Source organism: Neobacillus drentensis (assembly GCF_036965645.1).
GTDB classification, from domain to species: Bacteria; Bacillota; Bacilli; order Bacillales; family Cytobacillaceae; genus Neobacillus; species Neobacillus drentensis_D.
The window spans coordinates 9286-23815 of the sequence record NZ_JBALPZ010000031.1 but is presented as its reverse complement, the minus strand read 5'-3'; the positions used below and the strand labels follow the sequence as shown (position 1 = coordinate 23815).

Below are 14530 nucleotides of genomic sequence, written 5' to 3'. Positions count from 1 at the left end.
CCCTTATGAAGGACAGTTTTTCTTTTCTCTTATCGCATATTATCCTTCAAGCAAAGGCGCTGGGTCACTAGTCCCAAAAAAACTTCCTCACTATCTTCTTGCCCCGTTTGCTTAATAAATTCCCATCGAATTTCGGCTCATCTAGCTACTCCCCTTCTATTTATCTAGGTTTAACTAAACGTTTGATTAGTACTCAAAAAGCCTTTACCTATAGGTACAGCCTCATTTAATCAAACGTTTAGTTAGTTTTTTGATCCGCTTCAGAAAATTTAATCAAGCGTTTAGTTGAATTTTATATACCCTTAAATTTCCCATATGAATCAACTGCTTTGTTCACAAGTCTATCACTTGGCGAGAATGTTCATTGCGCTCACAATCGACTATAATAAGTTTGGGGTGACTAGACTATATGGCACGTGAACGCAAATTCTCAACGGATGATTTATTTCAAATAACCAAAGAAATGCTTTTAACACATGGCTATGAGGGATTCTCGTTTAGCCTCTTAGCTGAACAATTGGAAATCTCTAGAGGGGCCATTTATAAGTATTATGAAAACAAAGAAGAACTCATAACAGATTATATGCTCTATGAGATGGAGCACTTTCTCATTGAATTAAAAGACATTGAATCCGTAGCTGGATTTGATGCACAGTTTGATTTTTTAATCCATCTTATATTCAAGAATTCAACCGTCCCGCATATGATTGAATTAGGACGCCGCATTCCCATCAATGGGAATCAAAAGGTCAAAGCAAATCACGAAAAGCTGGAAAAGCAGCATTTGAATATGTATCACCATCTACAAGGATTCATCTCTTTAGGCAGACAGGAATTAAAGTTGAAGGAGACATTACCCGATCCATTAATACTTGGATTTATTTTTCAAACGATCATGATTCCGAACCACTTTGGAATTCCCCATCCCCAATGGGTCAGCTCGATTAAAGAGATGATTCTTCACGGAATGTTAAGAAAGGAATAATTGACACTACTGTCACTTTAATTGATAATTATAGTGATAAAGGTGTCTTTTTTTCTTCAAAGTGACAATTGTGTCACCTTTCTCAATAACTAATCGAAAGGGGTACAGAATGAAAACATTTATAAAAGCCATTACTGATCGTGTTGCCACCAGAAAGGGAATGTGGATTACACTCTCTGCCTGGCTTCTTGTTACTATACTTTTGGCGGTCTTTGCTCCAAGTGTAAGAGATTATGAGGTTTCTAAGATTGATACCCTTCCAGATGATGCAAGATCTGTTGTTGCCCAAAAGAAAGTTGATCAATATTTTAAGGATAATGATGGGCTTCCAGCTATATTAGTCTTTCAAAATATAAATGGTGAGATTAGTCTCGCAGACCTTACTAATCTTTTAGACCAGGTTAAAATTGAAAAGATTAAGGAGGTACAGCAACTAATCTCTTTATCAGCATTACCTCCCCAGGCCGCAGCTGGCTTCTTCTCTGCTGATAAAACAACAGCCATCATTCCTTTGACTTTTGATTCAACCTTAGAAACAAAGGAAATAAAAAAGTCGATTGACGAGATTTCAAAGATTACCAAGGAAACAACGAATTTAAAATTGTATGTGACAGGACCTGCAGGGATTGCTGCGGATACGCTTGACCTTTTTTCACGGGCAGATTTAGTCCTTATCTTCTCTACAGTTGGTTTAATCCTCGTTTTATTAATTGTTATTTATCGCTCGCCATTATTGGCACTGATTCCGCTCCTTGCTGCAGCGTTTGTCTATGAGGTTGTGTCTCAAACACTTGGCCTGATGGGAAAAGCAGGACTTGCAATGAGCAGTCAAACGATTTCCATCATGTCGATTTTGCTCTTTGCCGCCGTTATTGATTATTCACTATTTGTTTTCTCGCGTTACCGTGAAGAGCTGAAGGCTTATGGAAATAAATATGATGCCATGAAGGAAGCAATGAGGGAAACAGGCACGCCGGTCTTCTTTTCAGGAGGAACTGTTTTAGCAGCAATGCTTGTGTTATTTTTTGCTAAGTCGGGCGATTATCATAACTTTGCTCCAACCTTCGCCACTACGATGCTGATCATTATGCTGGCTTCCATTACACTTGTTCCCGCTTTGTTTACACTCTTTGGCAGAAAGTCCTTCTGGCCTAAGGTTCCAAGGGTAGGGGATGCAGCCGTTAATCAAAATTCCCTTTGGAGTAAAGCGGGCCGTTTTGTTGCAAAAAAACCAGGCCTCTCCGTTGCTGTCATTGGTATATTACTACTCTTTGCTGCAAGTAATATGTTTAATCTTAAATATGAGTTTGACACCATGAGGTCATTCCCAAAAGATATGCCGTCACGATTAGGCTATGAAATTTTGGAGAAAAAGTTTGAAAAAGGCGACCTCGCTCCAACAACGGTTCTATTGGAGTCGCCAAATACCATCACAGCTGAGCAGCAAAAGCAATTACAAACGGTCCTCTCGGATCAGCCGCTTGTCAGCAGTGTCCGGATCAATGGCATCACTGAGGATCAAAAAGTAATAAATTACAGCGTGACATTTAAGGGAAATCCCTATTCCACTTCCACCATTGATGCGATGGAAAGAATGATTAATAAGTCCGAAAAACTAATAGACGAAAGTGGTTTGAAAGGAAAGCTTTATTTTGCGGGTGAAACGGCCGGAAAAGTGGATGACCGTGCCACTAATAACCGAGACGTCATTGTTATTGTTCTCCTGGAAACAGTTTTGATTTTTGCCATGTTAATTATCTTAACTAAGTCGTTTAAAATGCCTATTTATATGATGGGAACCATTTTAATTTCCTTCCTTGCTGCACTAGGCTTAGGGATGTTCTTAAGTAGTCTATTCTTTGATATAAGCACGATCAGTGACCGTGTGCCTCTTTATGCGTTTGTATTTCTGGTGGCTCTTGGAATTGACTATAATATTATGTTAATCTCCAGATTCCAAGAGGAACAAAAGAAACATACCGTTAAGGAAGCAGTGGAAATTGCTGTTGCCAGTACGGGTGGAGTAATCTCATCTGCAGGTGTCATTCTCGCTGCAACCTTTGCTGTCCTAATGACCCAGCCCATTCAATTATTATTTGTTTTTGGATTCATTGTTGCAGTGGGGATTTTGCTTGATACCTTCTTAATAAGAGGAATTCTACTACCCGGGTTAATTATCTTATTGGAAAAAGATAAAAAGGTAAGCGAAAGTATGTAAATCTCCAACATACCAGAGCCAGTCCTTCAATCTTGAAAGACTGGCTTTTTTACTAATAAAGCTCACTGAGACAGGACTTAGTTTCAGGAAAATTTCGTATACTATGCTAGTATAGTGAATGAAAGTAAATGAATGGAGGAAAACAAAATGCTTCCTAACTTTGAAGAAAATCTACATAAATATGCAAAACTACTTGTTTCCAAAGGAATCAATGTTCAGCCCGGGGATTGGGTTAAAATGACCATCACGGTTGACCAAGCTCCTTTAGCTCGGTATATCACCAAAGAAGCCTATGAACTAGGTGCTGAAAAAGTTATTGTAAAATGGTCAGATGACGAAATTAGTAAACTGAACTACTTACATCAACCAGTAGAAGTGTTAACCAACATCCCTGACTATGAAATTCAAGAATCTGAAGACCATGTTTTAAATCATCGTGTAAGCCGGCTATCGATTGTATCAAGTGATCCCGGGCTATTAAATGAAGTGGATCCTTCTAAAATTGCTGCCTATCAAAATATAGCAGGAAAGGCATTCAAAGCTCAACGCGCGGCAACCCAAAACGATGAGTTAAAATGGACTGTTGCCGCAGCTGCCGGGGCTGGCTGGGCTGCAAAAGTATTCCCTGATTTAGCAACTTCAGAAGAACAAGTTGACGCTCTTTGGGATCAAATTTTTAAAACTTGCCGTGTATATGAAGATGACCCCGTTGCTGCTTGGGATGAACATAAACAGACATTGAATGAAAAGGCAGCGAAGTTAAATGAAATCCAGTTTGATGCGCTGCATTATACAGCACCTGGAACTGATTTGACGTTAGGACTTCCAAAGAATCATATATGGATGAGCGCGGAAAGCCATAATCCAAAAGGAGAAGAATTTATTGCTAATATGCCGACAGAAGAGGTTTACACAGCTCCAGATACCCATCGTATGGATGGTGTCGTTCGCAGCACCAAGCCTCTTAGCTACGCAGGTACTTTAATCGAGGGTATTGAAGTACACTTCAAAGACGGAAAAATTGTTGATATTTCAGCTGAAAAAGGCGATGAAACCATAAAGAAACTCGTTTTTGACAATGATGGCGGAACTGGCTTGGGTGAAGTTGCTTTAGTTCCAGACCCATCACCTATTTCTCAATCTGGCATAACCTTCTTTACAACTCTTTATGATGAAAACGCATCGAACCATTTAGCCATTGGGGCAGCGTACCCTACTACTATTCAGGGTGGTACGAAAATGAGCGAAGAGGATTTATTAAAACATGGTATGAACACTTCTACTGTTCATGTCGACTTTATGATTGGTTCTGACAAAATGAATATTGATGGAATAAAACAAGATGGCACGATGGTGCCGATTTTCCGTAACGGAGACTGGGCAATATAGAATTCTAGTCTAACCTATTAAAGGGGTCAGTCCGAACCGCTATCTAGCAGCTCGGACTGACCCCTTTGTCTTTATTTTTTCAACTGATCATAATATCTAATGACTTCTTTGGAAATTTCACTATTTTCATCCAACCCGCTTACTTCCTTTAAAACAACAGAAAGCCCATTTTCCTTAATCATGGCTTGCAGTTTAACAGCTTCTGGATCTTCTTGATGATCAAAAAGTAAAGCTGATGCAATTGCTTTTGCAAGGTTCGTATAGGAAAGTCCAGCCTTTTGAGCTTCGACAGCAGGACGTACAAGACGGTCATTAGGACCAAGTTTACGGATTGGTGAGCGTCCCACTCTTGTTACGTCATCATTCAAATAAGCATTTTCAAAGCGATGAATAATCTTATCGATGTATTTGCCATGTTCTTCTGAATTCAAGCCGTATTGATGGATTAAATAAGCGCCGGTTTCACCAAGAGTCGCTTGAACTTGTTTTACAATTTCTTCATCTGCCAATGTCTGATCAATAGTAGGCTTATTCTCCAGATAGCCCAAATAGGCAATAACAGCATGGCCTGTGTTAACCGTAAATAACTTCCGCTCAATAAAAGGGGCAAGGTCACGAACCTTTGTCATCCCCTCAACGGGCGGGATATTTTCACTTGTTTCTACTACCCATTCATAATAAGGTTCTACTAATACATCAAGTGAACCTTGATTGTTTTGAAGAGGTACGATACGGTCAACAGCGGAATTAAAGAAGTACACTTTATCCGCTAATTTTTCCTTTGTTTCACTATCTAAATGTTCAAAGATATATCCTTTTAATAGGTCGGTTGCTGATATTTGATTCTCACATGCTATTACATACAACTTCTCATCGTTATTTTTTACTCTCTCAGCCAAACCCTTTGCAATGAGTGGTGCAATATGTGGAAGAATATTGGGACCTATCGCAGTAGTTAAGTATACAGCTTGTTTAATTGCCTCCACTACTTCACTTTCTTGTGTCATATTATTTAATCCAGAGACATTCTTGATTGTCATACTTTCTTTTTCAGCTGTGGCTAATTTTACTTGATATTGCTTTTCCTCATTTAGCTGATTGATAATTTGATCGGCAATATCAACAAAAGTTACGTGATAGCCGGACTGTGAAAAAAGCGCCCCAATAAATCCTCTTCCAATGTTCCCTGCTCCAAAATGAACTGCTAGTTTCATCCTAATCATTCCTTTATTATTTTAGTTTGGAGATAATGTAAAAAAATTTTTTCTAATTTTCCGCGAATCACTTCCTCATTCGAGGAGGAAAAAATCATCATCGCTTCACTGTCTTCAATTAAACTAGTGCTAATCAAGCTTACTATTTCCTGCTCTCTAACACTTAATTCCTCAGGGGCTAGCAGCAATAGTAAATTCTTCATGTACATGTCGCTGCCATCCATCCCCTTTACCACAATTGGTTCATGCAGATGAGCGATTTGAAAAATGAGCTTATGGATATTCTTATCTCTGCAATGAAAAAGGCCCATACTAGTCCCAGGTATCCCTAGTCCACCTTTTCGTTCCCTCTCCCTTAACGAGGTTAAGACATCAATCGCAGAGTTTAAAAGCTCTTCCTTTTGGGCGGTAATGACCATTTCTGCCAAAACTTTCTCATGATGATTAACATGGTGCATCTTATATACCCTAAAATTACTTAGTACTGCCTCTATACTGTCTTGTACCGTCTTGAGCTGATTTAGAAGTTCACCTATTGTTCCACTAAATGCAGCACCTGTTGGAGAGACTTCAGTACTCTCTATCGGAATATACTCTCTTTTTTCCGTAAGTTTTTTTAGGTTATTTCTTAAAAAGCTTTTAATCGCAAGGATGTTTTCCTCTGTTAAAAGAGGTGAAACCAAGAGATAGCCATTGTTTAAAAATGGAAGCTTTACCGTAGAAATAATTAAATCATAATTTTTTATATTTTTTTGATCTTGAACTTCCTTAATAGTTTTAATATCTATAGAATCAATTCCGATGATTTCTTTTTTAATCCTGCTTGCTAACATTTTTGATGTTCCAATACCGGTCGGACAAACAACCAATGCCTGTATCGATAATTTCTCTTCCCGCATAACCAGCGCAGACCCAAAATGCAGAACAATAAAAGCTATCTCATCATCAGGGATTGAATCAATGTCCGTAAACAGCTTCTCAACGCTATTTTTCACCGCCAAAAACAGGAACGGATACTTCTGTTTTATTTCCTCTTTTAGAGGATTAAACAACCCCATTTGTTGTTTAATCCGATAGAGTGATGGTTCCATATGAGCTAATAAGCCTTGGTAAAGGGAGAAATCATTCGTCAAATCAATATGAAGTTGTGAAGAAACATCCTTAATCAGGCTCTTGACCATTTTACTTAAAACGAGACTATCATAGGGAACAACATTGACTGCCTGTAGTTTTGAGCCTTTTAGGATAACAGCCAAATAGTTTTTATCTTCTTCCGTAAAGGCTGCCGAAAAGGCAGTTTCAAGTTCAGCACATATTTCATTGATCAAGTTATATTCATTAGTCAAATTGTTGGCAGACCCTTCATCTTCTTCTAGAAAAAAAGAGGCCTCTATCCGCTGCATGGTTATAGCTATATGTACAATAAGTCCGATGTAATCATTATCAGTAAGACGCTGCTGGGCACTATCAAAAATTTTATTTACTATCCGGTCTATGACAACAATGTGCTCTGGAGGAAAATAATGCAAAATTAATTCTTGTGTGTATTTATGATTCTCTAACAAAAATAAACTCTCAATTAGCTCTTCGTAAAAAAACAATAAGAAGTAACTGGCTAGTGCTTTTCGTTTAGCTGACTCTGATCCTATCAGATCAACGCCAACTCCCCTTCTTCTTGTAATCATCACATTAAAAGAGCTTAACCATTTAGTCAATTCTTCCAAATAAGTGGTTAATGTTGCGTTACTAACCCCAAGTTCATTAGCTAAAGCTTGTATCTTAAAGGCTTCCTCTTGCATCAAAGCTATAAGCAGAAGCAATTTCTTTTCTTCTGGGGTTTGATCAATAGGGACAATACTCGTTACGTTCTGAACTAGACGAAATACGTTTTCGATTTTCCCCTCAATCCTAAGCCCTGTTTCTATCTGTCGAACTAAGTGAAGATTAAAGGATTGCAGAATTTTTTCTACCCCGCTTAAATCTCGGTGGACCGTACGAGCACTTACATTCAGGTGGTTTGCAAGTGATGTTACTGTATGTTTGCCAGATGTTTTAACGAGTAACTCAATGATTGCCTTTTCCCTTGTAGTTACATACATGCTACCAACTCGATTCTGTGAAGTAACATAAAAGAGCCTAATGGGGATTAATTTTACAAATAATAAAAAAGTGAATACAAAAATCGGTATGCCGATTTTTGTATTCATTCGTATTATTATTTACTATTTAGGATATCCATTATTTCTCTTGCTGATTTTGCTTCAACTAATTTCTCAATATTAGCCATATCTGAGCATGTTACCGCAATACCAGATAAGATTTCAAGATGTGTACCATCTTTCCCAGCGATTCCGAAGATTAGACGAACCTTTTGGCCATCAAAATCCACACCGTTTGGTACTTGTAAAACGGTAAATCCTGAATTTAAGACATCCTTTTTAGCTTCTTCTGTTCCATGTGGAATCGCTACATCGTTACCCATATAAGTCGATGTCATTTCATCTCTCGCAATCATGGCTTCAATATAACTTTCTTTTACATATCCCGCATTAACCAACGCTCTTCCTGCAAAACGAATCGCCTCTTCTTTCGAGGAGAAGGACTGATTTAAGAATATATTTTCCTCGAGAAGCAGTGAATCATCGGCTCGGTTGTCTGCTTCTGGAACATTCGCTTCAGCATCTTCAACGATTTCTTGAAGTTGAGCAGTATCCGGATTTTTAAGTTGGTTAATTAATTTATCATACTCTGGACTCGATAGAAAATTATCAACTGAAATATGGTATGCATTTGGCAATTTATTCTGTGCTCTAGGTGTTAACTCTTCTTGTGTAACTACAATTTGTGCATCCGCTGGCAAGTTACTAATCGCCGTATTGGTAACGGAAATATTTAAACCTGCTTCTTTTACTTTTTTACGCAGCAAGGAAGCTCCCATTGCACTCGAACCCATTCCTGCATCACAAGCAAACACAATTTTGTTTACTTTTTCAGGCATTGTGCCGGAATTAGCTGCAAACACGTTAGAGACTGAGCTCTTTTTCCCTTTCATTTCCTGCATTTTTTTGGCCGCTTCTTCGATATCTTCTTCTTGTTCTTTGCCTGTTTTTAAAATAAAAGATGAGATAACGAAAGATACGATTCCTGCTACAAGCACTCCTGCTAGGTTGGCAATGTATGTTCCAGCATGATGAGGAGTAACGGCCATAATAGCCAGGATACTGCCGGGTGATGCAGGCGCAAGTAATCCGCCGCCTAAAAGAACTAATGTAAATACGCCACTCATCCCGCCTAGAATAACTGCTAAGAACAGCATTGGACGCATTAAAATGTATGGGAAATAAATTTCATGAATTCCGCCAAAGAATTGAATAATGGCTGCACCTGGAGCCGTTCTTTTTGCCGTACCTTTTCCAAAGATGCAGTAGGCAAGCAGCACACCGATACCAGGTCCTGGGTTTGCTTCTAGAAGGAATAGTAATGACTTTCCTGCTGTTTTTGCTTGCTCTACACCGATTGGTGAAAGAACACCATGGTTGATCGCATTATTTAAGAATAAGATCTTCGCAGGTTCAATGATAATACTTGTTAGTGGTAATAATCCTGTACTAACTAACCAATCGACACCCGCAACAAGCCAGCCTGTAAACACATCTACTGCTGGTCCGATTGCTAAGAAAGATAAAATGGCCAGCAATCCACCTAAAATACCTGCTGAAAAGTTATTAACCAGCATTTCAAAGCCAGCTTTAATTTTCCCTTCGACTGATTGGTCAAATTTCTTGATCACCCAGCCGCCGAATGGTCCCATAATCATGGCACCTAAGAACATTGGAACATCTGGTGCCCCCACAATGACCCCCATGGTTGCTATGGCACCAACTACGCCTCCGCGCTGCTCATGTACAAGCTTACCGCCTGTATATCCAATTAAGAGCGGCAGTAAGTAACTAACCATTGGGCCAACCATTTTGGCAAGGCTTTCATTCGGAAAGAAACCTGTTGGAATAAATAAGGCCGTAATGAGACCCCACGCTATAAAAGCGGATATATTCGGCATAACCATTGAACTTAGGAAGTTACCAAATTTTTGGACCGCTACTTTTATATTTGATTGAGCCATTTGCTCTCATCCCTTCATTGTTATAGTACTTTATTTATAGTAAAGTACTAGTCCTCTGTATACAACAAAGAGGAAAGTGATATTTGTCACAGTCAAAGTGACAAATATATTGTTTCTCAAAGAATATCAAATATTCACCCATTCTTTTTAACAATGAATGAAGGTATAAGCTGCAAGATTATTGGCTAATCTCTATGTTTTGTATCATTCAATAACTGTGAAATTAATTAACCTCTTCAAAAATAGCTAGGATTTCATCAGCAGATTGTGCAGAAACAAGCTTCTCAATGTTTTCTTCTTCGGAACAAACAATGGCAATATTAGATAGGATATCCAAGTGCTCATTATCTTTTCCAGCAATACCAATAAGCAGTTTAACAATATTTCCTGCGCCAAAATCTACACCCTTAGGCACTTGAACAAACGAGATGCCTGATTCCTTTACAAAAGGCTTCGAATCCTCGGTGCCATGTGGAATGGCTACAAAGTTCCCCATATAAGTAGAAGTTAACCGTTCCCTCTCGAGCATTTTTTCAATATAGTTAGGCTCCACATAGCCTTTTTCAACAAGTAATCCACCCGTTAATCTGATTGCATCCTCTTTTGAACCAACCGTTGTGTTTAATCGAATATTATCTTTTGTTAAAATAGAATTTGCCATTGCTTACACACTCCTTAATTCTGTTAATTTATGATTAAAAAATTGCTCAAATCTTCCAGTCAGTAGTTCTGTCATTTGCTCTTTATTATTGGATTGAAATATTTGAATCGTTTCATTGCTTTCAATTAACAATGAACTTAAAAAACTTAATACCTCTAAAGTCTTATTTGTTGTACGACTAGGTGATAAAAGCAGGATGAGATTTTCCATGTTTATTTCTACCCCATCCATACCCATAACCCCGATCGGCGTTTTCAGTGTGCTAATGGTAAAACAAGGCTGCAGGACATGGTCCGAGCGGGCATGAAATAATGCCATAGCTGTTTCAGGGATACCCACTCCCCCCAGACGCTCTCTTTCAAGGATGGCCTGAATTACCTTGTCAGCATCATTAATCCTATGCTGTTCATAGAGGTTTTTACAGGCAATAGTTAGAAGCTCTTTCACCGTGTGGCAGCCATTAACATCTGTTACTTCAAATCCCTCAAGAACGGTTGCAATCGTGCCTGCATATTCTTTGATACCCTTCATTTCCTCTATAAAACTAAAAATATTTTTGGCCATCTTATTGGTTTGGAATGTAACTGGAAGTTGTTTTTTTGAACTATGAACAAACTTGTATTCATTTAAAAAAGACCGTATTTTTTCAATTTCATCCTTATTTAAAAATGGATTTACCACTATATAGTCCGAATCATATTCCGGAATAGGAATGGTTGAAATGACGAGTTGATATTCTTCCTTATTCATTTTTTGAAATTCCATTACCGACACATTTTGGATATGTTTTAGCTCAGGAAATTCCTTTTGTAATCTAGTTGTCAGCATTTTAGATGTGCCAATGCCACTCGAACAAACCACAAGTGTTTTAAACTTTCCAAGGTCATTTCTGCCCATGATCGCTGCTCCAAAATGCATGACTAGATAGCCTGTTTCTTCGTCCGGAACATAAAACTCAGGGAACACCTGGTCTACAGCCTGTTTCACGATTGCAAATAAATCCTCATAATCCTTTTTTATCTTATCTAGCAAAGGGTTGCTAATGCCCATCTTTTCCTTTATCCGATAGATTGCTGGCTTCAGATGTACAATAAGACCTTCAAAAAGAGAGCGATTGGCCGATAAATCCATACCAGCTAACTTCCCTACTATTTCTATCAGCTTTTTTGTTTTTATGGCGGTCTGTAAACTTGCATCCTCTATTACAAGTTCATTTTCATGCCTTATTTTAGCTCCCTTTAAGTGCATAGTAATATAGGCTACTTCTGCATCCGGTATACTAATTTGAAATACCTGTTCCAATTGGGAAACTATTTTTTGTGCATATGTGTATTCCTTGGTTACCTTCTGGTCCTCCAGATAGGCCAAATTGATTTTAATACCTTCCCCTTTTTGGATTCTTTCTAAAGCCAGAGCTAAATGAACTACAAGACCAATATAAGCACTATCTGCCATTGAGAAGGGCAGCTCTTGAACAATAGACTTAACTATGTTTTCAACAATAACTAATTTCCTTTTTTCAACAAGTCCCATTAGTCTTTCAGAAATGGTGTGAATTTGCTGTGTCGATCTCATTTGAATATTATCCCGTGTTAAAGAAAGAAGCTCAGACTCATCAAGATATTCGGAAATTAAATAGCTCATTGCCCTTCTTTTTGCACTTTCTTCCCCCGCAATTTCTACACCGTATCCTCTTCTTCGGATAAGGTCCAGCCCAAACGATTTTAACTTCTCTTCCAGTTTGGTTAAGTCAGAGCTTACCGTTGCAATGGTTACATTTAAGTCTGTGGCAAGGGCAAGAAGTTTTACAGGTTCATTTGTTTCCAAAAGCTCACATAGCATAATGGTTTGTCGTTCTTCTGGTGTATATTCTGTATGTGACAGATTAAACAAATAGAGTTCCAGATCTTCAATTCTCTTTTTTTCGCCCGTTAGTTGGACACCGACTCCTGATTTTTTTTGTAATGTCAGGTTATATTCGTCCAGAATATCTTCGATGTTTTTTAAATCTCTATGGATTGTTCTTCCACTAACGCCAATTAAATCTGCAAGATCCTTTACGGTTGTTTCATCATTGGTCTTTAATAAGATTTCAAGAATTTGCCGTTCTCTTGCCGAAATATACATTTCTCACCTTCCTTAAGTCAGGCAGAACCGAAAGCCTTGTAAGTTAGATGTTGCCAAAATTAAAATTTATGCTTCCTATATTTAGTTTAATTCCGTAAACTCCTTTACACAACGAAAGCTATTAATGATTTAGTCAAACTACTTGTTGACAGAATTAAAATAAAAGAGCCTATTAGATTATAGGCCCTTTTATTGATTATTTTTTTAAACTATTTATTAACTCATCATACTTAGGGCTATTTAAGAAATTCTCAACTGAAATATGTTTTGCATTTGGTAATTTTGCCTTTGCTCGGTCTGTTAAATCCTTATGTGTCACAACCACATCTGCATCTGATGATAAATTACTAATCGCCGTGTTCGTAACGGTTACATCTAAACCTGCTTTATTTACCTTATTTCTTAGAATGGAAGCACCCATTGCACTTGAACCCATTCCAGCATCACAAGCAAAGACAATTTTATTTACATTTTCAGGCTTGATTTCATCTTGTGTGGTTAAGACAGAAGTCACTGAGCTTTTCTTACCTTTTATTGCTTCCATTTTAGCGGCTGCAGAAGATAAGTCCTCCTCAGCTGTTACCTTGCTTGTTCTTAGAATCAAGGCTGCTACCGCGAAGGACACGGCCGTTGCCACGATTACACCCGCTAATGTTGCAAAATATCCACCTCTTGGTGTCATTGCAAGCAGCGCAAAAATACTTCCTGGTGATGGAGCGGCAACAAGTCCTGCATGAAGGATATTAAAAGTAAATACTCCACTCACACCGCCTGCCATAGCTGCAAAAATTAACATCGGTTTCATTAAGATGTATGGGAAGTAGATTTCATGAATACCGCCTAAGAAGTGGATAATCACTGCTCCTGGTGCTGTTTGTTTTGCTGTTCCTTTACCAAATAACCAATAGGCAAGTAAGATACCAAGACCAGGACCAGGGTTTGTTTCTAGTAAGAATAGAATGGATTTTCCTGCTTTTGTCGCTTGTTCAATTCCTAGAGGACTTAGAATACCATGGTTAATCGCGTTATTTAAAAATAGTACTTTTGCTGGTTCAATAAAAACGTTAGCAAGTGGAAGCATGTTATGATCTACGATGAATTGAACTCCAGATGCTAAAAATTTGCTTAAGGCTTCAACAACGGGACCAACACCTTTATAGGCTAATAGTGTTAAAGCGCCTCCCAAAATACCTGCTGAAAAGTTATTAACTAACATTTCAAAGCCTGATTTTACTTTTCCCTCAATCAGTTTGTCGAACTTCTTGATTACAAACCCGCCAAGTGGTCCCATAATCATAGCGCCTAAGAACATTGGGATATCAGTTCCGACAATCACACCCATTGTTGCTGTAGCTCCGACTACTCCGCCGCGAATATCATATACCATCCGGCCGCCGGTAAAACCTATTAATAATGGCAATAAGAATGTAATCATTGGGCCGACTAGTGTTGCGAGATCCTTGTTAGGAATCCACCCTGTAGGTATAAATAATGCTGTAATTAGCCCCCATGCAATAAAGGCACCAATATTTGGCATGACCATTCCACTTAAATAACTTCCAAACTTTTGTATTTTAACTTTTACATCTGATTTTTCGTTAGCTGTTTCATTTGTTACTGTTGTATCTTTTTTGAGTGCTTCACCCATCACTTTTCCCCCTCTTTTATTTTGTTTTTCTATCTATTTTAAATAATAAAGCGGTTTCATAAAGTATACAATTGATACAAAATTTCATTTTGTCACACTGATTGTTGCCAACATTTACTTTTCAAAAGGCTGTGTTAATCTTGGAAGTTGATTTCCGCTCCAGTC

General features: G+C 38.2%; 9 protein-coding genes. 3 read left to right on the top strand and 6 right to left on the bottom strand.

The genetic code is table 11. The annotated features are described in order from the left end of the window. Window positions 1-409: 409 nt before the first annotated feature. From V7266_RS05675 to V7266_RS05665, 3 genes are all read left to right on the top strand, one after another. Window positions 410-985, top strand: a complete 576-nt coding sequence (locus V7266_RS05675) for a TetR/AcrR family transcriptional regulator (protein WP_335466528.1) — start codon at window positions 410-412, stop codon at window positions 983-985. A 109-nt stretch (window positions 986-1094) separates the two neighbouring features. Then, on the top strand, window positions 1095-3203 hold the full coding sequence (locus tag V7266_RS05670) for an MMPL family transporter (RefSeq protein WP_335466526.1): 2109 nt from the start codon (window positions 1095-1097) through the stop codon (window positions 3201-3203). Window positions 3204-3350: 147 nt separating this feature from the next. Continuing rightward, the gene (locus V7266_RS05665; protein WP_335466525.1) at window positions 3351-4592 is read left to right on the top strand and encodes an aminopeptidase; all 1242 of its coding nucleotides are present in this window, start codon (window positions 3351-3353) and stop codon (window positions 4590-4592) included. 71 nt (window positions 4593-4663) lie between these two features. On the opposite strand, the gene V7266_RS05660 is transcribed toward V7266_RS05665, so the two are convergent. From V7266_RS05660 to V7266_RS05635, 6 genes are all read right to left on the bottom strand, one after another. Then, window positions 4664-5806 (bottom strand): mannitol-1-phosphate 5-dehydrogenase, encoded by a 1143-nt coding sequence (locus V7266_RS05660; protein WP_335466524.1) that lies wholly within the window; start codon window positions 5804-5806, stop codon window positions 4664-4666. Window positions 5807-5811: 5 nt separating this feature from the next. Then, window positions 5812-7905: a BglG family transcription antiterminator gene (locus tag V7266_RS05655; protein WP_335466522.1), complete on the bottom strand. Its 2094-nt coding sequence runs from the start codon at window positions 7903-7905 to the stop codon at window positions 5812-5814. Window positions 7906-8021: 116 nt separating this feature from the next. Then, entirely contained in the window at window positions 8022-9929 is a 1908-nt protein-coding gene (locus V7266_RS05650; RefSeq protein ID WP_335466520.1) for a PTS mannitol transporter subunit IICBA, read from the bottom strand. A gap of 223 nt (window positions 9930-10152) precedes the next feature. Then, a complete protein-coding gene (locus tag V7266_RS05645; protein WP_335466518.1) occupies window positions 10153-10590 on the bottom strand; it encodes a PTS sugar transporter subunit IIA in 438 nt (145 codons plus the stop codon). Between the two features lie 3 nt (window positions 10591-10593). Beyond that, complete coding sequence (locus V7266_RS05640) at window positions 10594-12717, bottom strand: BglG family transcription antiterminator (RefSeq protein ID WP_335466516.1); 2124 nt, start codon at window positions 12715-12717, stop codon at window positions 10594-10596. Window positions 12718-12913: 196 nt separating this feature from the next. Then, complete coding sequence (locus tag V7266_RS05635) at window positions 12914-14365, bottom strand: PTS mannitol transporter subunit IICB (RefSeq protein WP_335466514.1); 1452 nt, start codon at window positions 14363-14365, stop codon at window positions 12914-12916. Between the last annotated feature and the right edge of the window lie 165 nt (window positions 14366-14530).